The 25,594-nt window shown below is 61.1% G+C and carries 25 protein-coding genes; all 25 read left to right on the top strand.

Annotation, left to right across the window (positions count from 1 at the left end; translation table 11 throughout):
• Positions 1–12 precede the first annotated feature (12 nt).
• A complete protein-coding gene (locus tag D6Z24_RS08555) occupies positions 13–1,005 on the top strand; it encodes a bifunctional riboflavin kinase/FAD synthetase (RefSeq protein ID WP_129126172.1) in 993 nt (330 codons plus the stop codon).
• 26 nt (positions 1,006–1,031) lie between these two features.
• Entirely contained in the window at positions 1,032–2,060 is a 1,029-nt protein-coding gene (locus D6Z24_RS08550; protein ID WP_129126171.1) for a lysylphosphatidylglycerol synthase transmembrane domain-containing protein, read from the top strand.
• Positions 2,050–3,909 (top strand): glycosyltransferase family 117 protein, encoded by a 1,860-nt coding sequence (locus D6Z24_RS08545; RefSeq protein ID WP_129126170.1) that lies wholly within the window; start codon positions 2,050–2,052, stop codon positions 3,907–3,909. The genes D6Z24_RS08550 and D6Z24_RS08545 overlap by 11 nt, the downstream gene beginning before the upstream one ends.
• Positions 3,906–4,778 carry a shikimate dehydrogenase gene (gene aroE / locus D6Z24_RS08540; protein ID WP_129126169.1) on the top strand — a complete coding sequence of 291 codons (873 nt, stop codon included), beginning with the start codon at positions 3,906–3,908 and terminating at the stop codon, positions 4,776–4,778. Before D6Z24_RS08545 ends, aroE begins: the two co-directional genes overlap by 4 nt.
• Before the next feature lie 57 nt (positions 4,779–4,835).
• Complete coding sequence (pilB, locus tag D6Z24_RS08535) at positions 4,836–6,542, top strand: type IV-A pilus assembly ATPase PilB (protein WP_129126168.1); 1,707 nt, start codon at positions 4,836–4,838, stop codon at positions 6,540–6,542.
• 35 nt (positions 6,543–6,577) lie between these two features.
• Positions 6,578–7,678: a type IV pilus twitching motility protein PilT gene (locus D6Z24_RS08530; protein ID WP_129126167.1), complete on the top strand. Its 1,101-nt coding sequence runs from the start codon at positions 6,578–6,580 to the stop codon at positions 7,676–7,678.
• Between the two features lie 39 nt (positions 7,679–7,717).
• Positions 7,718–8,941, top strand: a complete 1,224-nt coding sequence (locus tag D6Z24_RS08525; RefSeq protein WP_129126166.1) for a type II secretion system F family protein — start codon at positions 7,718–7,720, stop codon at positions 8,939–8,941.
• Between the two features lie 4 nt (positions 8,942–8,945).
• Entirely contained in the window at positions 8,946–10,571 is a 1,626-nt protein-coding gene (locus D6Z24_RS08520) for a two-component system sensor histidine kinase NtrB (RefSeq protein WP_129126165.1), read from the top strand.
• A 65-nt stretch (positions 10,572–10,636) separates the two neighbouring features.
• Positions 10,637–12,025 carry a sigma-54-dependent transcriptional regulator gene (locus D6Z24_RS08515; protein WP_129126164.1) on the top strand — a complete coding sequence of 463 codons (1,389 nt, stop codon included), beginning with the start codon at positions 10,637–10,639 and terminating at the stop codon, positions 12,023–12,025.
• A 47-nt stretch (positions 12,026–12,072) separates the two neighbouring features.
• Positions 12,073–12,243: a type IV pilin protein gene (locus tag D6Z24_RS08510; RefSeq protein ID WP_281275022.1), complete on the top strand. Its 171-nt coding sequence runs from the start codon at positions 12,073–12,075 to the stop codon at positions 12,241–12,243.
• A 211-nt stretch (positions 12,244–12,454) separates the two neighbouring features.
• The gene (locus D6Z24_RS08505) at positions 12,455–12,661 is read left to right on the top strand and encodes a type IV pilin protein (RefSeq protein ID WP_129126162.1); all 207 of its coding nucleotides are present in this window, start codon (positions 12,455–12,457) and stop codon (positions 12,659–12,661) included.
• Between the two features lie 54 nt (positions 12,662–12,715).
• Positions 12,716–13,093, top strand: coding sequence for a hypothetical protein (locus D6Z24_RS08500; protein WP_129126161.1), 378 nt, complete (start codon positions 12,716–12,718; stop codon positions 13,091–13,093).
• A gap of 86 nt (positions 13,094–13,179) precedes the next feature.
• Complete coding sequence (locus D6Z24_RS08495; protein ID WP_162605096.1) at positions 13,180–13,986, top strand: ABC transporter permease; 807 nt, start codon at positions 13,180–13,182, stop codon at positions 13,984–13,986.
• Entirely contained in the window at positions 13,983–14,831 is an 849-nt protein-coding gene (locus tag D6Z24_RS08490; protein WP_129126159.1) for a hypothetical protein, read from the top strand. Before D6Z24_RS08495 ends, D6Z24_RS08490 begins: the two co-directional genes overlap by 4 nt.
• A complete protein-coding gene (locus D6Z24_RS08485; RefSeq protein ID WP_129126158.1) occupies positions 14,818–15,747 on the top strand; it encodes an ABC transporter ATP-binding protein in 930 nt (309 codons plus the stop codon). Before D6Z24_RS08490 ends, D6Z24_RS08485 begins: the two co-directional genes overlap by 14 nt.
• The gene (locus tag D6Z24_RS08480) at positions 15,744–17,420 is read left to right on the top strand and encodes a hypothetical protein (RefSeq protein WP_129126157.1); all 1,677 of its coding nucleotides are present in this window, start codon (positions 15,744–15,746) and stop codon (positions 17,418–17,420) included. Before D6Z24_RS08485 ends, D6Z24_RS08480 begins: the two co-directional genes overlap by 4 nt.
• Before the next feature lie 16 nt (positions 17,421–17,436).
• Positions 17,437–18,282 carry a decaprenyl-phosphate phosphoribosyltransferase gene (locus tag D6Z24_RS08475; protein ID WP_246014614.1) on the top strand — a complete coding sequence of 282 codons (846 nt, stop codon included), beginning with the start codon at positions 17,437–17,439 and terminating at the stop codon, positions 18,280–18,282.
• Between the two features lie 89 nt (positions 18,283–18,371).
• Positions 18,372–19,100 carry an FkbM family methyltransferase gene (locus D6Z24_RS08470; protein ID WP_162605095.1) on the top strand — a complete coding sequence of 243 codons (729 nt, stop codon included), beginning with the start codon at positions 18,372–18,374 and terminating at the stop codon, positions 19,098–19,100.
• On the top strand, positions 19,097–20,149 hold the full coding sequence (locus tag D6Z24_RS08465; RefSeq protein WP_129126154.1) for a glycosyltransferase family 4 protein: 1,053 nt from the start codon (positions 19,097–19,099) through the stop codon (positions 20,147–20,149). The genes D6Z24_RS08470 and D6Z24_RS08465 overlap by 4 nt, the downstream gene beginning before the upstream one ends.
• Positions 20,146–20,976, top strand: a complete 831-nt coding sequence (locus tag D6Z24_RS08460; protein ID WP_129126153.1) for an ABC transporter permease — start codon at positions 20,146–20,148, stop codon at positions 20,974–20,976. The genes D6Z24_RS08465 and D6Z24_RS08460 overlap by 4 nt, the downstream gene beginning before the upstream one ends.
• Before the next feature lie 7 nt (positions 20,977–20,983).
• Positions 20,984–22,249, top strand: coding sequence for an ABC transporter ATP-binding protein (locus D6Z24_RS08455; protein ID WP_129126152.1), 1,266 nt, complete (start codon positions 20,984–20,986; stop codon positions 22,247–22,249).
• On the top strand, positions 22,246–23,139 hold the full coding sequence (locus tag D6Z24_RS08450) for a hypothetical protein (protein ID WP_129126151.1): 894 nt from the start codon (positions 22,246–22,248) through the stop codon (positions 23,137–23,139). Before D6Z24_RS08455 ends, D6Z24_RS08450 begins: the two co-directional genes overlap by 4 nt.
• Before the next feature lie 2 nt (positions 23,140–23,141).
• Positions 23,142–23,762 (top strand): hypothetical protein, encoded by a 621-nt coding sequence (locus D6Z24_RS08445; RefSeq protein ID WP_129126150.1) that lies wholly within the window; start codon positions 23,142–23,144, stop codon positions 23,760–23,762.
• A 9-nt stretch (positions 23,763–23,771) separates the two neighbouring features.
• Complete coding sequence (locus D6Z24_RS08440; RefSeq protein ID WP_129126149.1) at positions 23,772–24,743, top strand: glycosyltransferase; 972 nt, start codon at positions 23,772–23,774, stop codon at positions 24,741–24,743.
• 14 nt (positions 24,744–24,757) lie between these two features.
• The gene (locus tag D6Z24_RS08435; protein WP_162605094.1) at positions 24,758–25,594 is read left to right on the top strand and encodes a glycosyltransferase family 2 protein; all 837 of its coding nucleotides are present in this window, start codon (positions 24,758–24,760) and stop codon (positions 25,592–25,594) included.

Here is a 25,594-nt window from a genome sequence, read left to right as displayed (position 1 = left end):
CCCCCATCGTCCATGGAAATTTTTAGAAGCATCTCTGAGATCAGGGAAAAACTGCGCCATCCGGTGGTCACCATCGGCAACTTCGACGGCGTGCACCTGGGGCACCGCGAGATCTTCAAGAGGGTGCGGCAAATCGCCCGCGAGATCGACGGCGTTTCCGTGGTGATCACATTCGTGCCGCACCCGCTCAAGGTCGTCGCGGCCCACAAGGAGGTGCGGCTCATCACCACGAGCCGCGAGAAGGAAGCCCTCATCGAGGGGTCCGGCATCGACTACCTCCTCGAGATCCCCTTCGACAAGGAATTCGCCTCGGTGCCGGCCGCCGTCTTCGTGGAAAAGGTGCTGGTCGACGCCATCGGCGTCGAGCGCCTGGTGATCGGCTACGACTACGCCTTCGGCCGCGGCAGGGAAGGGGACGTCGCCCTTTTGCGCCAGTTAGGCGAGCGTCACGGCTATACCGTTGAGGAACTGGAGCCGATCTCGGACGGCTCCACCGTCTACAGCTCCACGGCGGTGCGCCGCATGGTGAGCGCCGGAAACGTCTCGTGCGCCGCGAGCCTTTTGGGACGGCACTTCTCCATCTCCGGAAGAGTGGTGCACGGACACGAGCGCGGCCGCAGCATAGGCTTTCCCACCGCCAACATCGAAACGGAAAAGGACCTCATCCCGTCGGTCGGGGTCTATGCGGTGAAGGTCTGCATGGGCGACCGGCTCTTCGACGGTGCCTGCAACGTCGGCCCCAACCCGACCTTCGGCAACCAGCAGCTCTCCATCGAGGTGTTCCTCCTCGACTTCGAAGACGACCTTTACGGACGCGAGCTGACCCTTTTCTTCATCGAGAGGCTGAGGGGGGAGAAACGCTTCTCGGGGATCGACGAGCTGAAAGAGGCCATTGCCGCGGACGTCGCGCGTTGCCGTGAGATCCTCGGCGGTGCGCGCCCGGTTCCGTCCGAAAGCGGCGGAGACTGGGACTGCGCAAGCCCCGAAACGGGCCGCGCCGATTGACAAGTAAACCGATGACAGGAGCCCGATTGACCACGCAAAAACCAGACAAGAAGCTCTTGCTCGGCATCGCAATCAGCGCTCTCTGCCTCTTTCTCCTCTTCAGGAAGATCGACTTCGCAAAGATGGCGGACGCCTTTGCCGCGATGGATTACCGCTACCTGGTGCCCGCGGTGGTGCTCACCTTCGTGAGCTACTACCTGCGCGCGGTGCGCTGGAAGTTCCTGCTAGCCCCGATAAAGAGCACGCGCCTTGGGAACCTCTTCCCCTCGACCCTCATCGGATACATGGCGAACAACCTCCTTCCGGCGCGCCTGGGGGAACTGGTGCGGGCCCACTCGCTCGGACAGAAGGAGGGGATCGGCACCAGCGCGGTCTTCGCCTCCCTGGTGCTCGACCGGCTCTGTGACGGTTTCACCGTGCTGCTCGTGCTCCTGATCACCTTCTTCACCATTAAGCTGCCAAGCGGGATGGAACGCGTACAGCACGGGCTCGTCACCGGCGGGTACGTCACTTTCGCCCTCTACGTATGCGTTCTTGCCTTTCTTTTCCTGCTCAGGTGGCGTACCGAGTTCACCATCAAGGTGGTGACCCGCGTGCTGCATCCTTTCTCGGCGCGGTTGGCTGAGCATGCCGGCGCTCTCCTCGGCTCCTTCATCTCCGGGATCCGTATTCCGACCAGTATCTCCGGCATTTCCGGGGTCGCGGTCACCTCGCTTCTCGTGTGGGCCACCGCTATCTGGCCGGTCGACCTGATGCTGCGCTCCTTCGGCCTGTTTCTGCCTCCCTCGGCCTCCATGTTCATCATGGTCTTCCTGGTGTTCGCCGTGATGGTACCGGCATCACCCGGTTTCATCGGGACGTATCACATCGCCTGCGTCACCGCCCTTTCCGCGTTCCAGATCGGCAGCGAAAAGGCGCTCAGCATCGCCATCGTCATTCACGCCATGGGCTTTTTCCCGGTCACCGTCGTTGGTCTTTACTGCCTCTGGCGGGACAAGGTCTCCATCAGGAGCATCGGCGTCACTAACACCGAGGAGCAGTTGCGTGAACCCTAACGGAATCCTGCGCAGGCTCGACCCGTGCGCCATCGCGGCCTTCGTCATCCCGCTGTTCGTATATCTCCTTACCCTGGCGCCCACGGTCACCTTCTTCGACAGCGGTGAGTTCCTGACCGCCATCTCTTCTCTAGGCACGGCGCACTCGCCGGGGTACCCGCTCTTCATCAACTACGCGAAGCCGTTCACCTTTCTCCCGCTCGGCAACATAGCCTTCCGGGTCAACTTCGCGACCGCAGTCTCCGCCGGACTTGCCTGCTTCGGCGTCTATCTCCTCACCATCCAGCTTTTAAAGGGTGAGGAGACTCTCTGGCAGGGGCGGTTCGGTGCGCTTGCCGCGAAACTCGCCGGCGTTGCGGCGGCGCTCACCTTCGCCTTCACGCCGAGGCTTTGGCTGCAGTCAAACCACGACAAACCTTATCCGCTGCTCGCCTTCATCTGCGCCGTCATCTTCTACCTGATGCTCCTTTGGCGCGAGAGCTACCTGGAAGGAAACGAGCGCCCAGCCTACGTCTATTTGGGCGCCTTCCTCTGCGGGCTGGGCACCGGCGCGCACCAGATCATGGTGCTGATGATCCCGACCTACGCCTTCCTGCTCTGGTCCGCGGACCGGCGCGTCATCTTCCGGGTGCGCGAGTTCTTCATCGCCTTCGCCTTCGGCCTTTTGGGCTTCGGCATCCACCTGCACCTCGTGGTCCGCGCGCTCAAGAAGCCGATTCTGAACTGGGGCGACTCGAAAAACCTCACCCAGTTCCTCTGGAACATCCTGCGCAAGGGGTACCCGGTCGACAAGCCGCACCGCGACCTGGATCTCCTCTGGGCGCAGATGAACGCCTTCAACGTCCCCCACGAGTTCACCGTCGTGGGCCTTCTCCTCCTCCTCGTCGGTCTGTGGGCCCTGATGCGGACGAAGCGCGACCTGGTACTTGGCTACCTGATCGCACTCGGCTCATTCCTGCTCATCATCGTCGGCTACTTCAACACGCCCGGCGAGATGATCTTCCTGACCGAGGAGTTCTTCACCCCGCTGTACCTCCTCTCGGCGGTCTTCATCGGTGTCGGGCTCTTTACGCTCGTCAAAGAGGCCGTGCAGCATCTTCCAGACGCACCTGCCGCACGCTTTTTTTTGCCGGCACTTCTCTTCGTGCTCCCGGTCGCCGTCTGTCTTTTGAACTACCGTGAGAACGACCAGCATCGAAACTACATCGCCTTCGACTACGCCTCCAACACGCTCAGGTCCCTGCCGCAGGACGCCGTGCTCTTCACTTGGGGGGATTCGGGAGCGTTTCCGCTTTGGTATCTGCAGGGCGTCGAAAGGATGCGCGAGGATGTCGACCTGCCGCACACCCCGCACCTCGTCTTCGACTGGTACCTGGACAGCATGCCGCGCCTTTTCAAGAACTCTGGGCTGTACGGGCTTCCCGCGGATCAGCGCACCTCTGACGGGACGCTCATGATGGCGGTCGGGGAGCAGTACGGCAAGCGGCCGGTTTACGTCGACTTCTCCACCAAGTACTCCATCGAGTTCAAGGATTACGTCGTGCACCAACGCGGCATCCTTTTCGCGCTCCAGGCGGCCGGCACCCCCGCGACTCCTCCCGATCTCGACGTATGGCCTCTTTTCTCCCTGCGCGGCGTGCTCGGAGACCGCGACATGTTCTTCCGCGACCTCGACACGGGGAAGGCGATCCTCATTTACGCGGCTTCCCTTTTGGAGTCGGGGGAGACGCGCCTCCGTATGGGGCAGCGCGAGGCGGGGGCGCGCGACCTGGAAGTGGCGGCAAGCATAGCGCCTGAGATCAGGCAGCGCGTGGCAGCGCTTTTGAGCGCGAACGGGGTGGCCCAATGACCATTACGGGAAAGACCACGGTTACCGGTATCATCGGTTTTCCGGTTGCCCACTCGCTTTCGCCGGTGATGCACAATGCGGCATTTAAGGAACTGGGTCTGGACTGGGTCTACGTGCCTTTCCCCGTACCACCGGCTCGTCTTGCGGCTTCAGTGGCGGGGCTTGCCGCCGCGGGAGTCGCCGGCTTCAACGTCACCATTCCGCACAAGGTCGCCATCATGCCGTTTCTGGACGCAATCGACCCGGACGCGGAACTGATCGGCGCGGTGAACACCGTGCTCGTAAGGGAAGGGAGGCTCACCGGCTACAACACCGACGGCCTCGGCCTCGTGGCGGCACTTGCCGGGAAGCTTTCCTTCGACCCGCGCGGTAAGAGCGTCCTCGTGCTCGGGGCGGGCGGGGCCGCCAGAAGCGCCGTCGTGTCGCTCGCGCGTGCCGGTGCGGTGCGGGTGCATGTCGCGAATCGCAGCACGGATGCGGCGCTTGCCCTCGTCGACCTCGTCGCAGGAAGGCTCGATGGAGTCGCCTTTGGCGCCGGTTCCCTCGACGCTCTCGCCGAGCCTGCCTTCATAGGCTCCTTCGACCTCGTGGTCAACACCACCTCGGTCGGCATGTCAGGCGACTCTTTCTCCGGGCTCGACCCGGCCCTGCTAAAGTCCGGCGCCTGCATTTACGATATGGTCTATGCACCGCCGGTTACGCCGCTTCTGGCGCAATGCGGCGCACTTGGCATCCCGTGCGCCAACGGTCTCGGCATGCTCGTGGCGCAGGGCGAAGCGGCCTTTCGCATCTGGACCGGGGTAGCGCCGCCCGAAGGGTGCATGGAACGGGCACTGGCGGCGTTTCTGCCGGAACCATGTAAGCCTTGACATTAAGGCAATTACAAAATACCATTCACAGGATTCTCCACCCCCCTGAGGTAGTATATGCACGTAAGCAGACTCGGTGAGCTGCTGGTCACGAACAATCTGATCAACAAGGAACAGCTGAAGCAGGCCCTCGCTGAGCAGAAGGCGGCGGGGGGGCAACTGCGCCTTGGGTCCATCCTGGTACGGGACGGGCTGATCAACGAGGCGGACCTCACCTCATTTCTTTCCAAGCAGTACGGCGTTCCCACCATAAACCTTGCCGACTACGAGGTCGATGCCGCGGTGGTTAAGATCATCCCCGCCGAAATCGCCCACAAATACCAGATCGTTCCGGTGAACCGGGCCGGCTCCACGCTCATCATAGCGATGAGCGATCCTTCCAACATCTTCGCCATCGATGACATCAAGTTCATGACCGGCTACAACGTCGAGGTGGTCGTGGTCGCCGAGAGCGCGATTAAGGCCGCCATCGACAAGCTCTACGACCAGAGCGCGTCTTTGGCCGACGTCATGAGCGACCTGGAGATGGAAGACCTCGAGGTCATCGGGGAGGAAGAGGATATCGACGTCGGCTCGCTGGAGCGCGCCACCGAGGACGCCCCGGTCGTCAAGCTGGTCAACCTGATCCTTACCGACGCCATCAAGAAGAAGGCCTCGGATATCCATATCGAGCCGTACGAGAAGTTCTTCCGGGTGCGCTACCGCATCGACGGCGTGCTCTACGAGGTGATGAAACCGCCCCTGAAGCTGAAAAACGCCATCACCTCCCGCATCAAGATCATGAGCGAGCTCGACATCGCCGAGCGCCGCCTGCCGCAGGACGGCCGCATCAAGATCAAGCTCGGCGGTGGCAAGGACATGGACTACCGCGTCTCGGTGCTCCCGACCCTTTTCGGCGAGAAGATCGTTCTGCGTCTTCTGGACAAGAGCAACCTGCAACTGGACATGTCCAAGCTCGGCTACGAGCCGGATGCGCTCGCCCACTTCAAGCGCGAGATCCACAAGCCTTTCGGCATGGTGCTGGTCACGGGCCCTACCGGTAGCGGCAAGACCGTTTCGCTCTACTCCGCGCTCTCGGAACTGAACAAGGTGACCGAGAACATCTCCACCGCAGAGGACCCGGTCGAGTTTAACTTCGCCGGGATCAACCAGGTGCAGATGCACGAGGACATAGGCCTCAACTTCGCAGCGGCGCTCAGGGCTTTCCTGCGCCAGGACCCGGACGTGATCATGATCGGTGAGATCCGTGACTTCGAGACAGCAGAGATCGGGGTGAAGGCGGCCCTCACCGGCCACCTGGTCCTCTCCACGCTGCATACGAACGACGCCCCATCGACGATCAACCGTCTCCTCAACATGGGGATCGAGCCGTTCCTGGTCGCCTCCGCCGTCAACCTCATCTCCGCCCAGCGCCTCGCGCGCCGCGTCTGCGGCGAGTGCAAGGTGGTCGAGGAGGTGCCGGTCCAAGCGCTCGTCGAAGCGGGTATTTCTGAGGAACAGGCCCCTTCCGTGGTATGCTATCGCGGCACCGGCTGTCCCAAGTGCAACGGTACCGGCTACAAGGGGAGGGTGGGCTTCTACCAGGTCATGCCGATGCTCGAGCCGATCAAGGAGATGATCCTGAACGGCGCCAACACCGCGGAGATCAAGAGGGAGTCCATGCGCCTGGGGATCAAAACCATGCGCCAGTCGGGACTCACCAAGCTGATCGAAGGGGTCACCTCCTTCGAGGAAGTGCTCAGGGTGACCGTGGCCGATGACTGACGCTTTCAAGAAGACAAACTGAGACGAGGGTTTTCATGATCAACTTCCACCAAATGCTCAAGGAACTTGTGGAGAGGGGCGGCTCCGACCTGCACATCACCACGAACACCTCGCCGCAGATCCGCATCGACGGCCAGCTTACCCCGATGGACGTTCCTCCGCTCACCGCCATCGAGACCAAGCAGCTTTGCTACAGCATCCTGACCGACGCCCAAAAGCACCGCTTCGAGGAGGATAACGAGCTCGACCTCTCCTTCGGCGTAAAGGGACTCTCCCGCTTCAGGGGGAACATCTTCGTCCAGCGCGGCGCCGTGGCCGGCGTCTTCAGGGTGATTCCCTACAAGATCCTCACCTTCGAGGAACTGGGGCTTCCCCCCGTGGTGCGGGCGCTTTGCGACAAGCCGCGCGGCCTGATCCTCGTCACCGGGCCTACCGGCAGCGGCAAGTCGACCACGCTCGCCTCGATGATCGACCACATCAACATCAACCGGCACGACCACATCGTCACCGTCGAGGACCCGATCGAGTACCTGCACCCGCACAAGGGTTGCATCGTGAACCAGCGCGAGGTGGGGGCTGATACGAAGAGCTTCAAGCACGCGCTCAAGTACGTGCTGCGCCAGGACCCCGACGTCGTCCTGATCGGCGAGTTGCGCGACCTGGAGACCATCGAGGCGGCGCTGACCCTGGCCGAGACCGGTCACCTCTGCTTCGCGACACTACACACGAACTCCTGCGCCCAGACCATCAACAGGATCATCGACGTCTTCCCCCCCTACCAGCAGACCCAGGTGAGGACCCAGCTCTCCTTCGTGCTCGAAGGGGTCATGTCACAGACCCTGATTCCTCGGGCCAACGGTCCCGGGCGCGCCCTCGCCCTCGAGGTAATGGTCCCGAACCCCGCGATCAGGAACCTGATCCGCGAGGACAAGGTGCACCAGATCTACTCCCAGATGCAGGTCGGGCAGGAGAAGTTCGGCATGCAGACCATGAACCAGTGTCTGATGGGCCTGCTCTCCAGGCGCCTCATCACCGTGGACGATGCGCTCGGACGCTCCTCCGAACCGGACGAGCTGAAGCAGATGCTGGCTCCCGGCGCGGCGGCGGGGCAGATGAGAAGACCGCCGCAAAGATAGCGTCAGCCAGTCCCGGCCCGTCCGGGAAAGGAGTCACAAATGACAAAATTCGATTGGGAAGCAAGAAGCAAGGCGGGTAACGTCCAAAAGGGCGTCATGGAAGCCGCCAGCGCCGGCATGGTCGAGGCGCAGCTTAAAAGATACGGCTTTACCGGCATCACGGTTAAGGAGGCGGGCAAGGGGCTCTCCATGGAGCTCAAGATCCCGGGGCTCGGCGGTCCGAAGAAGATCGAGACCAAGGACCTTGTGGTCTTCACCAGGCAGTTCGCCACCATGATCGACTCCGGCCTGCCACTCGTGCAGTGTCTCGATATCCTTTCCAGCCAGCAGGAAAACAAGACTTTCAAGGAGATCCTCGTCAAGGTGAAGGAGAGCGTGGAGAGCGGCTCCACCTTCGCCGATGCGTTGGCGAAACACCCGAAGGCCTTCGATCAGCTTTACGTGAACCTCGTGGCCGCAGGTGAGGTGGGGGGTATCCTCGACACCATCCTCGCCCGTCTCGCCGCCTACATCGAAAAGGCGATGAAACTCAAGAAGCAGGTGAAGGGGGCCATGGTGTATCCGATCACCATCCTCTCCATCGCGGTCATCGTCGTGGGCGTCATCCTCATCTTCGTCATACCGACCTTTGCGAAGATGTTCGCCGACTTCGGAGGGGATCTCCCGGCGCCCACCAAGTTCGTCATCGCGCTTTCCAACTTCCTGGTCAAGTACATCGTGGTGATCATCGCCATCCTGTTCGGCATCAAGTACGCCATCGGCAAGTACTACAACACGCCCAACGGCCGCAAGGTGCTCGACGCCTTCGCCCTCAAGGCCCCCATCGCCGGGCCGCTCATCCGCAAGGTCTCCGTGGCCAAGTTCACCCGTACCCTGGGGACCATGATCAGCTCGGGGGTCCCCATCATGGACGGCCTCGAGATCGTAGCGAAGACCGCGGGGAACAAGATCGTGGAAGAGGCCATCTACAAGGTGCGCCAGTCCATTTCCGAAGGTAAGACCATCGCCGAGCCTCTCGCCGAGTGCGGCGTCTTTCCCCCCATGGTCGTGCAGATGATCTCGGTGGGCGAGGCGACCGGCGCCATGGACGCCATGCTGAACAAGATCGCCGACTTCTACGACGACGAGGTCGACGACGCCGTCGGAGCCCTCACCGCCATGATGGAACCTCTGCTGATGGTCTTCTTGGGCACCACGGTAGGCGGCCTGGTCGTCGCCATGTATCTGCCGATTTTCAAACTCGCCGGCGCCGTCAGCGGTTAGTTGGATGATCGAAAAAAAGAAAGTCTTCTGGTTCATACTGCTCAGACTGCTGGTGGTGACCGTATTCCTGGTCACCACCGTTTATCTTGACGTACATACCTACGACGTGGGCGGCAAAGTGGCCGGGAAGGTGCTGCTGCGCCTCATCGGCGCCACCTACCTCTTCTCCCTTTTGTCGCTCGTCGCCCTCCGTCCGGCGACTCCGCGCCGTGTGCGCACCCTGGCATACCTCCAGATCGTCTGGGACCTGATCCTCGTCACCGTGCTGATCCTCGTCTCGGGCGGGGTCACCTCGCACTACGCCTTTCTCTATTTTCTTTCCATCATCAGCGCGAGCGCTCTTTTGGCGCGTTCGCAGGCGTATTACACGGCGTCGCTTTGCGTGATCCTCTACGGCGCCATCCTCGACTTCCAGTACTACGACAAACTTGCCCCGCTGGGACTTGATTCGGCTCCTGCGCAGCAGTGGGGGGCGGGATACCTTTTCTACCTCATCTTTCTGCACGGGGCCTCTTTTTTCCTGACCGCCGTACTCGCCGGACACATGGCGGAGCGGGCCCGTGTCTCCGAGAGCGCGCTGAAGGAAAAGGCGATCGATTACGAGGAACTGGAGCGGCTCAATACCTCCATCGTTTCCACGATCGACAGCGGCCTTTTGACCATCAACACCGCCGGCAGGATCCGCGTGTTCAACCGCTTCGCCGAACTCCTCACCGGCGTCTCGCAGACCGACGCCTATGACCGCCCGCTCGCTGAAGTGCTTCCCGGCATAGCCGGCTTCGAGTCCTCCTTTTTCGAACCGGGGCAGGGCGAGTTCCGCCACGGTGCGACCGACGGCAGGGAACTGCTCCTGTCGTTCAAGTCGGTGCCCCTGCTCGACAAAGAAGGCGGAACGGTGGGGGCCTTGTTCGACCTGCACGACTTGACCGAGATGAAACGGATGGCTGCCGAACTGAAGCGGGCGGACCGCCTGGCAGCACTCGGTGAGCTCTCCGCGCGCATGGCGCACGAGATCCGCAACCCGCTCGCCGCCATCAGCGGTTCCGTGCAGCTGGTGTCCCTGAGGCCCTGGGTCGATGAAAAGGATCAGCGCCTTTTCTCCATCATCGTAAGGGAGACCGACCGGCTCGACGGCCTTTTGCGGGATTTTCTCTTCTACGCGAAGCCGAACCAGCCCACCAAGGTGAAGCTGCAACTGCGCAGGGTGATCGTCGATCTCTGCGCGCTCCTTGCCACCGATCCGCGTCTGGAGAGCGTCGAAATCGACAACCAGGTTCCCGACGACCTCGCGGTGCAGTTCGACAAGGACCAGTGCTCCCAGGTTTTCTGGAACCTCCTCGTGAACAGCGCCGAGGCGATGAGCGGGGAAGGGCAGATCTGGATCTCCGGCGGCATAACCCGTGAGAACGGCGGTCGCAGCGAGGTTTGCATCAGGGTTCGGGATAACGGGGCGGGGATGAATCCCGAAGACGTGAAACGCGTCTTCGAACCGTTCTTCACCACGAAGAAGGGGGGGACCGGACTGGGGCTCGCCACGGTCTACCGCATCGTCGAGACCAACGGCGGGAGGATGACCGTCAACAGCACGCAGGGTAAGGGAACCACGGTCACCCTGCATTTCCCTTCGTAGAGGCAGGATGGTTTGAGGCGGCGCCGCCGTCGGAACGTTCCGAAAGCAAGTGAGGTTTTGTGGAAATGCGCGCCAGGGTTTTGGTTGTTGATGATGAACTGAGCATGCGGGAATTTCTCGCCATACTGCTCGATGGCGAAGGGTACCTGGTGGACCAGGCGGAGAGCGCAGAGGACGCGCTTTGCCGCATGGCCCGGGAATACTACGACCTGGTGATTTCCGATGTCAGCATGCCCGGGCTCGGCGGGATCGAACTGCTAGGGAGGATCAAAACGGATTCTCCCGACACCGCGGTCCTGATGATCACCGCGTTCACCACGGCAGAGCAGGCGGTGGAGGCGATGAAGCTTGGCGCCTATGACTACATCGGCAAGCCCTTCAAGGTCGAAGAGGTGAAGGTGCTGGTCAGAAAGGCCCTGGAGAAACGGAGCCTCGTTCAGGAGAACAAGCGTCTGAAGGCCGAGGTGCAGGAGCGTTTCGGTTTTAGCGGCTTGATCGGCAAGAGCAAGCTCATGCGCGAGGTCTACGACCTGATCGCCAAGGTGTCGCACTCGACGGCGAACGTGCTGATCTCGGGGGAGAGCGGGACCGGCAAGGAGCTCGCAGCCAAGGCCATCCACTATAACAGTCCGCGCAAAAACGCCCCCTTCGTGGCGGTCAACTGCGGTGCCATACCCGACACCCTCATCGAGAGCGAACTCTTCGGACACGCCAAGGGTGCTTTCACCGGCGCCATTGCGGACCGCCCCGGTCTGTTCGAGCAGGCCGAGGGGGGGACCCTCTTCCTCGACGAGATCGGCGAGCTCCCGCTGCTGCTGCAGGCGAAATTGCTGCGCGTGCTCCAGGAACGCGAATTCCGGCGCGTGGGGGGAGGCGTGTCGCTTAAGGCCGATGTCCGCATCGTGGCCGCCTCGAACCGCAACCTCGAGGAGCAGGTCCGGGAGGGGACCTTCAGGGAGGACCTCTTCTACCGCCTGAACGTGGTGCAGATCCGGATGCCGTCCTTAAAGGAGAGGACCGAGGACATCCCGGCCCTGGTGGAGCATTTCTACCGCAAGTACGCGATCTGGTCCGGCTCGGGAGAGATCATCACGCCGGAGGCGCTGCACGCACTCTTCAACTACCAGTTCCCTGGCAACGTGAGGGAGCTCGAGAACCTGGTGGAGCGTTGCGTGGTGCTGGGGAGCCGTGTCATCAGCCTCGATTGCCTGCCTCAAAACGTGCGGGAGCAACGCATCGCCGTCCGCCCTTGCAGTGAAATGGAAATTCCAGAAGAGGGGATGGACCTGCAGGCCTTTCTCGACACGCTCGAACGGAAACTTCTGGTGCAGGCCCTGGAGAAAAGCGGCGGCGTCAAGAAGCGGGCCGCGGTGCTCCTTGGCATGACCTTCAGGTCTTTTAGGTACCGGCTTGCCAAGTTCGGCATGGAAGATGAAGACCAGGATGCAACATAAGGGGGGATTATATGGTTCAAATTCGGGGCAACAGTAGAGGTTTCACCTTGATCGAGCTGCTGATCGTGGTGGCGGTGATCGGTATCCTCGCTGCCATAGCTATTCCCAGCTTTAGCACTTACCGCATCAAGGCCTATAACAGCAGCGCCCTCGCGGATATCCGCTCTCTGAAGATGAACCTTGAGTCCTATTACCAGGAGAATGGCAGATACCCATAGTGACAAAAAACGTCACTTTGGGACGCCTAAAATGTCGTTGTGACGTTTTGTGACAGCACGTGAAGCCCTTTGTGACGTAGGTAGATGCGAATTTTCGCCGCTTTATCGGTGTTTATATTTCTGGCGCGCAATTTGCTGTTGAGAAAACGGTCAACGCCGTAGCCAAGAACAGATTTTTAATCGGCAATCCACCACGAAAAGGAGAAACTAGATGTTAAGAACACTCAGGAGCAAAAAGGGCTTCACCCTGATCGAGCTGTTGATCGTCGTTGCGATCATCGGCATCCTGGCCGCGATCGCCATCCCGCAGTTCTCGACTTACCGTGTCAAGTCGTACAACACGGCAGCCGCCAGCGACCTCAAGAACGTCAAAACGGCGCTCGAGGCGTACTACGCCGACAACCAGAAGTATCCCTGATCGGTGGCTGAACCCGCAACGACAAGCACAGCTTAATCTAAAAGGAGAGAACCTATGTTGAAAAAAATAGCTTTAGCCGTTTCCGCTGTTGCCGTGACTGCAGCGGTTTCCTTCGGCGCCGCCGGCACCAATACCTTCCAGGACATCAGCACCATCGACGGCATCAACTTCAAGACCTCCTCCAAGGTGGTGGTCGGCTACAAAAACGACGGGATCACCAGCGGTCCGCAGAAGTACACCATCACCGCCAAGCACCTGTCGGGCGACACCATTTACGCGACCTCGAACCTTTCCACGGCGATCTACAAGATTACGGACAGCGTTTACATGGGGCACCCCCTCTCCGAGTACTTCTCCGCTGCCCCGGTAACCGGCCTGAACGCGGGTGAGACCGTGTTCACCAACGCAGCCGCCGGCTACCAAACGATGTAATCTCCGCTTAACTTGCAGACACGAAATGGGGCATGCTGTCGTGCCCCATTTTTTTATTCCCCTCTTCAAAACGGAGCGCCTGCATCATGCAGCAAAGATTTCCCATCGCGGCAGCCACCTTCAAGGGGGGCATGCGCGACAAGTTTCTGCTAGGGCTCGGCATCGTCTCAATGCTTCTCGTCTGCACCATGCCCGTCTTCGGCTCCTTTTCCATGCGCGATGTTGCCGGTGCGGCCACTACTTACGGCCTGTCACTGGTCTCGGCTTTCGGCGTGCTGTTGGTCATCTTCATCGGCGGCACCCTGATTCCCCGCGACATCCAAAGCCGCACTATTTATTCCGCCGTCACCCTCCCTGTCTCGCGGACCCGCTACCTGCTGGAAAAGTACCTGGGACTCGCCCACCTGCTCGCTTTCTCCATGGGTGCTCTCGGCGTCGTGAATCTCGCGGCCTTAGGGCTCATGGCATCCTACTATCCCCCCGACAAGCCTCTGGCCTGGGGAAACTATCTGGTCTACCTTTTCTTTGATCTGGAGAAGCTGCTCGTGCTGGCCGCCGTCCTCATCTTCTTAGCTTCGATCGCAACCTCCGCCTTTTTGCCCCAGGTTTTGACCGTCGCCGTCTATGCCATCGGCCTGACCACGGAGAAGGTGAAGCTGTACGTGGAGTCTGCCGAGGGAGCCAAGAACATTTCGCCCGCGCTCAAGGTGGTTGTGCAGTGGCTTTACTACATCTGCCCGAACCTCTCTCCCTTCGACTTCAAGGTGCAGATGATTTATGCGCTCCCCGTGGACCCGAAGATCATGCTTTTGGCTTTGCTTTACGGGATTGGCTACATCGTCGTCATGCTCGTGCTCGCCTCCTTCGCATTCAGCCGTAGAGATTTCGTATGAAGCGTCTGCTCTGCCTCTGTATCGGTCTGCTGCTGATGTCGACCCTGCCGTGGCTTACCGCGGCGCGCAACGACGCACCGTCCCCTGAGCGGCTGGGTTACAAGCCATCCTTCGAAGTGACATACTTCTCCTCCCTGGAATATAGGTACCTGCTGTCTGAACTTCTTTTCTACGATGCCACCTTCTATTACGGGACAATCCTCGAGAAGCCCGGGCTGCGCCCAGACTACATCATGATCGGGAGATACATCGACTACGCGACCCGACTGAACGCCTTCAACATCGACGCCTACTACCTGGGGCAGGCGATCCTCGTCTGGGAGGCGGGGCTGGTCAAGGACATGAACCTGATGTTGGAGCGGGGTGCCAAGAGGCGCGACTGGGATTTCTATCTTCCCTTTTTCCTCGGTTTCAACCATGCTTACTTCCTAAACGACCCCAAAGGGGCGGCGGAGTACATGTCGCAGGCGGCGAAGCTGAATCCGCGCGCTACCTTCCTGCCGACCTATGTGGGGCGCCTGTACTACGAGGCTGACAAGACGAAGCAAGCCATCCAGTATCTGAAGGTGGTCTACGAGGGAACCTTCGATCAGAAGCTGCGCAAGTCGATTCTTGTGCGCATTGCGACCTTGGAAAGCATTCAGTTCCTCGAAGGTGCGGTCCGTAAATTCGAACAGAAGACCGGACGCAGACCTGCCGAGCTGGATGAACTGGTAAGCGCGGGGATCCTCAAAGGGATTCCGCCTGATCCGTACGGTGGGCACTTCTTTTACGACCGCAGCGACGGTCGTATCAAGACCTCGAGCAAAATGGCCTTACAGGGAGCAAAGAATGACCGCCATTGATGTACGTTCCATCGGCAAGACCTTCACCAAGAAACTCACCAAGAAAGTATGCGCCTTGAATGACGTTTCCTTCTCCGTAGCGGAGGGTAGTGCCTTCGGGTTCATCGGGCCAAACGGGGCGGGCAAAAGCACCACGATAAAGATCCTCATGGGACTCTTGCGCCCTGACTCGGGGAGCACCTTCTTTTACGGCCGCAACTCGTTCGAGCCCGCCGCCCGCAAGAGGGTCGGCTATCTCGCCGAGAACCCCGCCTACTACGACTACCTGACGCCGCGGGAGCTGCTCGAGTTCGTGGCATGCCATTTCGACGCCGCTTCGGCGCGCGGCGACCGCGTCGCCGAAGTGCTGGAACAGGTTGGGCTCACCGACGCGGCCGACCGCCCCATCCGCAGCCTCTCCAAGGGTATGGTGCAGCGCATAGGTCTCGGCCAGACCTTGGTGCACGACCCGGACCTGTACATCCTCGACGAGCCGATGTCCGGGCTGGACCCGCTCGGCAGGGTGCTCGTAGCCGACATCATCCAGCAACTCAAAAGGCGCGGGAAGACAGTTTTTTTCAGCACCCACATCATCAACGACGTGGAACGGATCTGTGACGACGTGCTCCTGCTCGTGGGGGGCAGCGTCAGGTATCACGGCCCGGTGAAGACCGTCGTGGACCAGAGCTACGGCACATATGAAGTGGTGGTTAGAAACGGCGCCGCAGCAGCTGCCATGGAACCCGGCTTCGTGCTCAGCGAGGCGCGGGAGGGAGAAACCGTCAGGCTGTCCGTCCCGAAGCAAAACCTCGAGGCGGTGATCGCCAAGGTTTCGCATCATGGCGAACTGCTTTCCGTAGAGCCGGAAAGAAGGACCCTCGAGCAGATCTTCGTCGAGCTGATCAAGTCGGCCGACGGCCAAAAGGTCGGTGAATGAAACCGCGTCTCCTCGCCATCCTCACCCTGGTTGTCGTTGGTGCCCTGACCTATCTCTGCGCCACCCAGGCGGGTTTCCTTGCCATCGATGACGTCGGGATGGTCCAGAACATAAAGAGCAACAGCTACACCCTTGGGGGGCTCTTTTTCTCCGGGGCAAGCGAGTACTACCGGCCGCTCACCGTCATCTCCTATTTTGCCAACGCCTCGTTTACCGGAGTCGATCCCTTCTACTTCCACCTGGTGAACGTTGTCATCCACATCGCCAACGCCCTGCTCGTTTACTGGTTCGCGCTGGTTTTCTTCTTTAGGCGCGACGATGTCGATTCGCTCGCCTTCATAGCGTCGCTGTTTTTCCTCGTCGCACCGATAAACAGCGAGGCCGCCTCCTGGGTCTCGGCGCGTCCCGACCTTCTTTGCACCTTTTTCTTCCTTCTTGCCACGGTGCTCCTCGTCAAGGTGCGTGAGCAGGCGACTGCGAGTGCCATGGTCTTCGTCGGCATCGCCTACCTCGCCTCGCTTTGCGCCAAGGAGGCCTCCATAGCCATGGCGGCGATCGCCCCATTGTACCTGCTTTCACAGGCCCGGCGTGAGCGCCTGAAGGATGCGGTTCTTCTCGCCGCGCCGGTTCTTGTCACCACCGGCATCTACCTCTTCTTGCGCTTCGGCCGTACCGTGTCGGTCGACAAGGGGGTCAAAAGCGTGGTGAAGGGTGCGATAGCCAACGGCTCCGCGACCACCCCTCCGCTTCTGGACGGCGTCGGCGCCTTCGGGTTTTACCTGCAAAAGCTCGTGTTTCCCTTCCCGCTCAACTTCACCATTTTGCGCTACGACCGGCCCGTCGCATATATGGCGCTTCTCGCCGGGTGTCTCGTCGCGCTGTACCTTTTGCGCCGTCACCGCCGCGAAACCCTGCTGCCGCTTCTCATCATCTTCATCGGGATAGCTCCGGCGGTGCTCGCCTACCTCGGAAGGATCCCGTGGACTCCCTTTGGCGAGCGCTACCTCTACCTGCCCATGGTCGGGTTCTCGCTTCTCGTCGCCTTGGGGCTTTCCAGGCTCAAGTCGTTGCCGCGCATCGTTCCCATTGCTTGCGTCATGCTGCTTGCCATCCCCACTATGGCGAGGGTTGCGCTTTGGTGCGATCCGGACGCGTTTTGGAAGGACGCGCTCAAAAAGGGACCTGGGCTCGCGAAGAGCCACTCGGCGCTTGGCGTCTACGCCTATGAACAGCAGCGCTACGACGATGCCGAGCGCTACATGAAGCAATCGCTCTCCCTGAGTGAAGAGCCCTTGGTCTGGCAGAATCTCGCTCTCGTGTACCAGGCGAGAAAGGACATGAAGAAATACGAGGAGGCGATGCTGCGCGCCGCCTCGCTGTCCCCGCGCCCGACCAGCATCTACACGGATCTGATCCTCGCCCTGATGTCCGCCCCGGGTAAGGAGGGAGACGGCGCCGTGTATCGAAAGGCGGTCGGGTACCATCTCCTCGCCGTCTCCAAGGATCCCACATACGTCGATGCCTACTACTACGCCGGGAAACTCTGCCTGGCCAACAAGGAACCGGCGGAGGCGAGGAAGTACTTCGGCATCTACCTGGAAAAGGCGCGCAACGGGTACTATCGCCCTTTCGCACAGAAGATGTTCGACAGGCTTTCCGCGGGGGCTACCTGAGATGGGAAAGGTGGGCTTGAAAGTTACCGACGTCGCCAGAATGATCCGACCCGCGCAGTGGTTGAAGAACCTGATGCTGTTTTTCCCCCCGTTTCTGGGCGGGTACTTCATCAACCCGGAACTCCTGCTAAGAGGCGTTGCGCCCTTCGTCGCCTTTTGTCTTGCCGCGAGTTCCACCTATGTGCTAAACGACCTTTGCGACCGCGAGAACGACAGCCACCATCCGAAGAAGAAATTGCGCCCGATCGCGTCGGGGCGTGTCACCTCCGCCGCCGCCGCGGTGTTTTGCCTCGCGCTCCTGGTGCCCGCGCTCTTGCTAGCGGTCGGCGTCTCCGCCGGTTTCACCGCGCTGCTTCTCGCTTACCTCGCCATATCCGCCCTCTATTCGCTGAAGCTGAAGGAGATTCCGGTCGTCGACCTGTTTTGCATCTCTTCTGGCTTTTTGCTTAGGCTGCAGGCCGGCGGCGAGGTGTTCGGCGTGGTCATTTCACAATGGCTCTTCTTGTCTGTGTTTCTCCTATCCCTTTTCCTTAGCACCGGCAAAAGGCTCGGGGAATCCACCTCGCTCGGGAGCGTGGCAGGCGCGCACCGCAGGTCGCTGAAGCTTTATCCCGAAGGTTTTCTGGACGGAGTCCTGGTCCTTTCCGGGGCTGCCGTCCTCGTCACCTACACCATGTACGTCATCACGCGCCACGCCCTGGTGTACACCGTCATCCTTTGTTGCTTCGGGCTCTTGCGCTTCATCTTCCGCGTGAAGTCGGGCATGGGGGGGGATCCCACCGAATCGCTTCTCAAGGACCGGCAACTCCTCGCCGTGAGCGTGGCGTGGACCCTGATGGTTTCCTGGATCGTCTACCGATGAAAGTGTTGCGGATGCTAGCCTGGTCTTTGAGACTGGATTTTCAGCTGCTTTTCCGGGTTCGGGGGATGTCCCTGCCGGCCAAGGCCTGGTTGATACAGCGGAAGTATCTCCACTACCTGGCAAGCCGCATTTCCGGTCCGGGGCAGCGGCCAAGATGCGCGACGGTGTTCGGCGCCCCGTTTTACTGCGACGATCCCCTCGGGGTCGCCTCGCTGCAGCGGGTGTACTGCGACAGTCATCACCTGAAGGATTACCTGCCCAATCGCCCAGTGGTGGTCGACGTCGGTGCCAACATAGGCCAGTTCGCCTTCTTCGCAAGGCAGTACCTAGAAGCTGCGCGCGTGATCAGCGTGGAACCGCTTCCCGAGAGCCACCAGATGCTGCTACGCAACACGCCTGTCCCTGGCGACAGCCTCTGCTGCGCCGTAACCGACCGGGAAGGAAGCGTCACAATACATGTCGCGCAGGAAACGACGCAGCTAAGCTCCTACGTCCAACAGCCCGACTGCGTCTATCGCGCATGTCATACCGTTGCCGCCAGGACCCTGGACGGCATCGCCGCGGAACTCGGAGTGGGGGAGGTGGACCTTCTCAAGATCGACACCGAAGGGAGCGAGTTCGACGTGCTCAGATCCGCGCCGGAACTCCTGCGCCGCAGCAAGTTCGTCCTGGTGGAGATGAGTGTTTTCCGCAACTGCTCGGGCGATCTCTTCCAGGTCGGCGCTTTTCTTAAGGAGCGCGGTTTCGAACTCGTGGCGCTATCCCCCTGCCGACAGCGGCGTCCCCGAGATCTGGACGGGTTGTTCAGGAGATTATGAAGCTCGTCTACTTCGCGCACAGCGTCCTTGAACGGGGCGGGGACAAGATGGTGCTGGCCCACCTGCGTCACCTGGCTGAGGCCGGGCACCGGGTCACCATACGATCCAACGTGGTTGCCACAGGTTACCCGCTGCACCCGTACATCGATATCGACAAGCCGCTCCTGCCAGGGAAAGGGGGGACCCTCGCGAGCGCGCTTCTTAGGCCGCAGCGATGCGACGTCGTCCTGGCCACGATCGTACCGACCGCGCTTTTTTTGCGTCTGCGCAACCGCCGGGTCGTCTACTTCGCCCAGGATGACAACGAGACCGCCTATCCGTTCCCGGTGTATCTGTTGTTGCGGTTTATGTACCTGTTTGCCTTCAGGGTGTTCCGTATCCCGACCATCGCCGTTTCGCACGCACTCGCGGCAACGTTCACAGCGAGGTTCGGCGCCCGGTGCCTTGTGGTCGAAAATGGCGTCGATACCTCAATCTTCTACCCCGCAAGGTCGCAGCAGCTGGTCGCAAGCAAGCAGGGGCGCAAGGCGATCCTCGTGCTCGCGCGCCGCGACCACCGCAAGGGATTCGATCTCGCCTGCGAGGCGGTCTCCATGGTTGCCCCGTCAAGGCCGATCGAGGTGTGGACGGTCGGAGAAGACATCGCCTGGAACAACCCGGACGTGCCAAGTCGCAGCTTCGGCCGGGTGAACGTGGATGCAATGCGGGAGATCATGAGCAGCGCCGACCTCTTCCTCTACCCTAGCCGGTCCGAGGGGTTTCCCCTCATGGTCCTCGAAGCCTTCGCCTGCTGCTGCCCGGTCGTGACGAGCGAGGCGGTCACTTACGTTCGCCACGAGGAGAACGCGCTGGTAAGCCCTATAGGCGACGTGGAGTCCCTGGCCCGTGACGTGCTGCGTCTTTTGGATGACGCCGCGCTTGCCGCGAGTCTTGCCTCGGCAGGGCTCTCCTTTGCCCGCGACAATACGGAGCAGCGCTGCTGCGCGCGGTTCGAGGCGGAACTTGCCCGCCTTGTGCCGGACGCGATGAACGACGAGGTGAAAGGTTGAGTGCGCAGGGAGAAGAAGTACTGATCCGCCCCGGCGGGAGCCGCGCCGGTTATTGGCGCGACCTTTGGGCTTACCGCGAGCTCTTCGCCATTCTTGCTTGGCGCGACGTCACCGTCCGTTACAAGCAGACCGTGCTCGGGGTGCTCTGGACCGTGCTGAAGCCGTTTCTCACCATGGTCGTCTTCACCGTCATCTTCGGCCGGCTCGCCGGGCTTCCTTCGCACGGTGTCGCCTACCCGGTGCTTGTGTTCGCCGCGCTGCTTCCGTGGCAGTTCTTCGCCGGTGCCATCAACGAGTGCGGCGTCTCACTGATCAGCAATGCGAACCTGTTGACCAAGGTCTATTTCCCGCGACTCATCATCCCGGCGAGTTCGGTAGCCGCCTCGCTGGCCGATTTCCTCGTTTGCTGCGGCATCATGGCGGGGCTCATGGTGTTTTACCAGGTGAACCCAGGCTGGCGCCTTTTCTGGCTGCCGCTCTACCTGGGCATCGCCTGCTTCGCTTCCCTTGGGGGCGGCCTCCTTTTTGCGGCCCTCAGTATCCGTTACCGCGACTTCAAGCACATCGTCCCGTTCGTGGTGCAGTTCGGCCTTTTCGTTTCGCCGGTCGGTTTCTCCAGCACCGTGGTCCCGGAAAAGTGGCGCCTGGTCTACGCCCTAAACCCGATGGTGGCCGTAATCGACGGCTTCAGGTGGTCCCTGGCCGGGAACCAGCCGGCGGTTCCCCTTTACGCTCTGGTCCTCTCCCTTGCCAGCACCGCACTTCTTTTCCTAAGCGGTGTCTGGTATTTCCGCCGCACGGAACGCGCCTTCGCGGACGAGATCTGAGGCCGCTATGAACGCTATGGTCCATGCCGAGGGGCTCGGCAAGAAATACTACCTGCGTCATCAAAAGAAGGACGCGTACGCGACGTTGCGCGACAGCATCGTCGAGGGGATGGGAAGGGTCTGCCGTCTCGGCAGGGGAGGGCGCGAGACCCGCGACGAGTTCTGGGCACTGCGCGACGTCTCCTTCCAGTTGCAGCCGGGTGACCGGCTGGGGATCATCGGACGCAACGGCGCCGGCAAGTCCACCTTGTTGAAGATCCTGAGCCGCATCACCGAGCCGAGCGAGGGGGTGGCGAGGATCAGGGGGCGGGTCTCGAGCCTGCTCGAGGTCGGCACCGGCTTCCATCCCGAGCTGACGGGGCGCGAGAACATATATCTGAACGGTGCCATTCTCGGCATGAAACGGCTCGAGATAAAGAAAAAGTTCGACGAGATCGTCGCCTTCGCAGACGTGGAAAGGTTCCTGGACACCCCGGTCAAACGCTATTCCTCGGGGATGTACGTGCGGCTTGCCTTCTCGGTCGCCGCCCACCTGGAGCCGGATGTGCTCATCGTCGACGAGGTGCTTGCGGTGGGCGACGCCCAGTTCCAGAAGAAATGCCTGGGGAAGCTCGAGCAGGCGTCCCGCGAGGAGGGGAGGGCGGTTCTCCTAGTGAGCCACAACATGGCCGCCATCGAGGCTCTTTGCTCCACCGCCCTCTACCTGCGTAACGGCGGCACCAAGGCGCACGGCCCCGCCCGAGAGGTTATCGAGAGGTATTTGGGCGACATGGCTGTTTCCGCGGCAAGCGAGGTCTCAAAGCGATCCGACCGCAGCGGCAAGGGGATGGTACGGCTCACCGGGATACGCCCCGTGGGCGCCGCTGTCGGGGGGAGTTGCTCGGTCGGTGACGACCTGCGCCTCGCGCTCAGTGTGGAGAACCGCTACGGGCACCCGGTGTCGGCCAGGATGTGCCTGAGCCTTCGCAGCAGCAACGATATCGGCCTCATCGTCTGTGACTCCTACCTGACCGGCGAGACCCACACGCTTGCCGCGAACTCGGTCACGACGCTCAGTTGCACGGTGTTCGCTCCTCCGCTCAACTACGGCGAGTATTTCGTGAATGTCACCATACTCAAGGACGACCAGGTCGAGGACTACCTCCCTTCGGCGCTCAGGTTTTCCGTCGAGTCCGGGACCTTCGACAACCATGTGAGGCAGCAGGCGGCGTTCCCGATCCTCGCGCGCTTCTCCTGGAAGGTGGAAGGGGATGAAGCGGCGGACGCACCATGATCGGCAGGCGTTTCGATTATATGCTGGTCTGGGGGCACGGTGTCGAGCACATGGAGGCCATCGCCGCCATGATCCGTGAACATCCCGCGTTCAAGATCGTGAAGGTTTTGCACCATGTCCCTGAGAGCGTCGACCTGCTGGTGCACGCGGTGTACAGCTTCGACTACGCCCCCATCGAGCACCTGAAGGACAAGACCGAGTACCTGAGAGCGACGCCTAGGGAGAGCTACCTCGTTTTCTTGGAGAACCGCGATCCCGACGAGGACTATTTCGGCGAGGGGAGCTTCCGTCATCTCGAATCGAGGACGATGAAGGCGCTGAAGGAGCGCATCCGCGACCGCTTCAACCCTTACCGCAACGGCAAGCGCACCGACGAGCACGTGATCCACGCCTCGGACAACCAGCTGCAGACCGACCACATCCTCAGGTATCTTGGGTACCCGGGCGTCGAGCTGTTCGCGGACAGGAACGTGGTCCTAAGCGCGCCGTACCACCTGGGGGAGATCACCGATTACTGCATCCGCGAGCTACACATCTCCGCGCTCAGGTGCCGTATGGTGACCGGAGAGCGCCATCACCCCGAGGCGACCGTAGTGGCCGTGGAGGATACCCCCCACTACCGCGCCCTTTGCGGTGACGGCGAGGCCTACCGGCTTTACCTGCGGACCTTTCTCGGCACCGCCCTGACGGACGATCACACCCTGGAGGGCTTGCTGCGTCTCGCCGCATCGTTTGACTACCTCGCCCCTCCTTTCGATAACGCCTACGTCATCGTGCGGGAAGAGGAGCCTGGAATCTTCGCGGTGCTGGACGGCGCGCACCGTGTCGCCATCCTGAAGCATCGCGGCGTGACCTCGCTGGCCGCCGCCGTTATCTGCAACAAGGAGTGAACATGCTCGACCTTTTGACCTTTTTCGGCGACATAGCGGGGCTTCCGTACTGCGTCGTCAAGATGTCCCCAAGTTTCCCGCAGTACAAGGCGGGGGAGGACATCGACCTTTTCTGCTATTCGGTAAACGACGTCGCCGCCAAGGTCGTCTCCTGGGCGAAGAGGTACGCGGCAAAGGGGTACGGCATAAAGGTGAGCAACGTGCACAAAAGGCAGCACGTGCACGTCGACCTGCTCCTTGAGGGGGCGCTTAATTTCCGTTTCGACCTGTACGAGGCGATGCCGGCCTATGAAAAGCTCATGGTCAAGCCGGCGCTCTTCGAAAGCGTTCTGGAAAACGCCGCTTCCGCTTTTTTCCCGATGGGAGAGGTGCAGGTCGAGGTCAAGGTCCCCGCTCCGGTCGACGACCTCCTCATCAGGTACCTCGAGTTCGCGGAGTGGTACGATGTGCGCCCTGACAAGATAAAGCACCTGGATTTCATCATGGAGCGCGGGGATGCGCAGACCCGGGAAAGGATGCTGCAAAAGCTCCATCACTATACCAAGCTCCCTCCGCTTTTTATCCCGCACGAATGTCCCTTCTGCAGGTTCACCGCGCGGCTCAAAAAGTACCTTCCGGGGTGACGGCTTCTCATGTGCATTGAAGAGTGCAAGGCCCATAAGCCGGCGGTCACGGTGCTGATGCCGGTGTACAACGGCGCCAGGTATCTGCGCGAGGCGTTGGATAGCATACTCGCCCAGAGCTTCACCGACTTCGAACTGCTCGTCATCGACGACGGCTCGACGGACGGCAGCCCCGAACTGGTTGCTTCCTGTGAGGACGCGAGGATCCGCCTGGTCCGGCGCGAAAGGAACATGGGGCTGATCGCGACCCTGAACCAGGGGCTCGAGCTCGCCCGTGCCGATCTGGTGGCGAGGATGGATGCCGACGACGTCGCCTGCCCGCACCGGCTGGAAAGGCAGGTGGCCGAGTTCAGGGAGCGTCCAGGCCTCGTCCTTTTGGGGTCCGATCTGGAAATCATCGACGCGGCCGGGGTGCCGATAGGGTATGAGCCAAAGCCGGTCGATGACGTGGGGCTGAAGCTCGCACTGTCCGTCATCTGCGCTATTGGCCACCCCACGGTGGTGTTCCGCAGGGAAGCGGTGCTGAAGGTCGGGGGGTACCGGGAGGAGTTTCACGCTGCCGAGGACTACGACCTCTGGACGCGACTGGCCGTGGAGGGGGAGTTCCGCAACCTGCCGGTGCCGCTACTTAAGTACCGGATCAACCCGCAAGGGGAGTCGCTGCGCAAAACCGCACTGCAGTCGGAAAACTCCGCGATCATCAGGAGGCGCGAGTGGCTTAGGTACGGTGCGGCGGGCCCGGCGCCGCGTGAAAGCTGGCATTTCATCTGGCCCCGGAAAAGCTCCGTACAAAAGGGGCGCGACGAAATCAGGTTCTACGCCGACCTGCACAGGCATTTCGCACGCGCCTACGCGGAGCGTGGCCAGGGGATGGCGGCGCTTGGGCACCATTTGGCTGCGATCTATTGGCAATGCAATTCAGTGGTGGACGCTATGGCGATTTTGCGCACCATCCGCGACAGTTTTGGGAAGCTTCGATGAGTGGGGGGACACATATGATGGAACATACTGAGAAGGTCACCATAGTGATCCCCTGCTACAACGACGGCGGTTACCTGCCGGAGACGGTGCGCAGCGCCTTCGAACAGACCTGTCAGGATTTTCGCATCGTGATCGTGGATGATGCCTCCACAGATCGTGCGACCCGCGAGGTCCTTGTCGAATTAGAGAAAAAGAGCCGCGTCGAGGTGATCCGCCTCGCCGAAAACGGCGGGACCGGCAACGCGCGCAACCAGGGGATCGCGGCGACGGCGACTCCTTACATCCTGACCCTGGATTCCGGCGATCATTTCGCGCCCTCCTTCCTTGAGAAGGCGCTGGCCGTGTTCGAAAACGATGCCGGCGTCGGGGTGGTGACCTGCGGCATCCAGGAGTTCGGCATCCACCACGGCTACTGGCTTCCTGAGGGGGGAGGGGTGGAAAATTTCCTCGCCGACAACAACTGCTGCGGCAACGCACTGTTCCGCAGGGCGTTCTGGGAGGACGCCGGTGGCTATGACACGACCATCCTTTACGAGGACTGGGACTTCTGGATTTCCGGGACCTCGAAGGGGTGGACCGTGCACGTGCTCCAGGAGCCGCTCTTTTTCTACCGGATAACGGGACGTTCCAAGTCATCGCATGACGCCACGCAGAGGGCTGATATCTATCAAAAGATGGTGCGCAAGCACCGTCAGTGTTTCTGTGACAATATCGAGCATTTGCTTTACGAGAAGGAAATGCAGCTCATCACCAGGTACAACTGCCCGAACTATCAGAAATTCCTGAAGGTGCTCAACTGGCTTTTCAAGGTGCGGCGCCTGCTCTCCTTCGGGCGGGCGGGGAGAGCCTGA

This window comes from Geomonas oryzae, from assembly GCF_004117875.1.
GTDB lineage: Bacteria > Desulfobacterota > Desulfuromonadia > Geobacterales > Geobacteraceae > Geomonas > Geomonas oryzae.
The sequence above is the reverse complement of the archived record's forward strand: the minus strand, read 5'-3'. Positions and strand labels throughout refer to the sequence as shown.

Coding starts and splice junctions, on each gene's coding strand:
- D6Z24_RS08555 (WP_129126172.1), top strand. CDS start 13: ATGGAAATTTTTAGAAGCATCTCTGAGATCAGGGAAAAACTGCGCCAT.
- aroE (WP_129126169.1), top strand. CDS start 3,906: ATGACCATTACGGGAAAGACCACGGTTACCGGTATCATCGGTTTTCCG.
- pilB (WP_129126168.1), top strand. CDS start 4,836: ATGCACGTAAGCAGACTCGGTGAGCTGCTGGTCACGAACAATCTGATC.
- D6Z24_RS08530 (WP_129126167.1), top strand. CDS start 6,578: ATGATCAACTTCCACCAAATGCTCAAGGAACTTGTGGAGAGGGGCGGC.
- D6Z24_RS08525 (WP_129126166.1), top strand. CDS start 7,718: ATGACAAAATTCGATTGGGAAGCAAGAAGCAAGGCGGGTAACGTCCAA.
- D6Z24_RS08520 (WP_129126165.1), top strand. CDS start 8,946: ATGATCGAAAAAAAGAAAGTCTTCTGGTTCATACTGCTCAGACTGCTG.
- D6Z24_RS08515 (WP_129126164.1), top strand. CDS start 10,637: ATGCGCGCCAGGGTTTTGGTTGTTGATGATGAACTGAGCATGCGGGAA.
- D6Z24_RS08505 (WP_129126162.1), top strand. CDS start 12,455: ATGTTAAGAACACTCAGGAGCAAAAAGGGCTTCACCCTGATCGAGCTG.
- D6Z24_RS08500 (WP_129126161.1), top strand. CDS start 12,716: ATGTTGAAAAAAATAGCTTTAGCCGTTTCCGCTGTTGCCGTGACTGCA.
- D6Z24_RS08495 (WP_162605096.1), top strand. CDS start 13,180: ATGCAGCAAAGATTTCCCATCGCGGCAGCCACCTTCAAGGGGGGCATG.
- D6Z24_RS08490 (WP_129126159.1), top strand. CDS start 13,983: ATGAAGCGTCTGCTCTGCCTCTGTATCGGTCTGCTGCTGATGTCGACC.
- D6Z24_RS08485 (WP_129126158.1), top strand. CDS start 14,818: ATGACCGCCATTGATGTACGTTCCATCGGCAAGACCTTCACCAAGAAA.
- D6Z24_RS08480 (WP_129126157.1), top strand. CDS start 15,744: ATGAAACCGCGTCTCCTCGCCATCCTCACCCTGGTTGTCGTTGGTGCC.
- D6Z24_RS08465 (WP_129126154.1), top strand. CDS start 19,097: ATGAAGCTCGTCTACTTCGCGCACAGCGTCCTTGAACGGGGCGGGGAC.
- D6Z24_RS08455 (WP_129126152.1), top strand. CDS start 20,984: ATGAACGCTATGGTCCATGCCGAGGGGCTCGGCAAGAAATACTACCTG.
- D6Z24_RS08450 (WP_129126151.1), top strand. CDS start 22,246: ATGATCGGCAGGCGTTTCGATTATATGCTGGTCTGGGGGCACGGTGTC.
- D6Z24_RS08445 (WP_129126150.1), top strand. CDS start 23,142: ATGCTCGACCTTTTGACCTTTTTCGGCGACATAGCGGGGCTTCCGTAC.
- D6Z24_RS08440 (WP_129126149.1), top strand. CDS start 23,772: ATGTGCATTGAAGAGTGCAAGGCCCATAAGCCGGCGGTCACGGTGCTG.
- D6Z24_RS08435 (WP_162605094.1), top strand. CDS start 24,758: ATGATGGAACATACTGAGAAGGTCACCATAGTGATCCCCTGCTACAAC.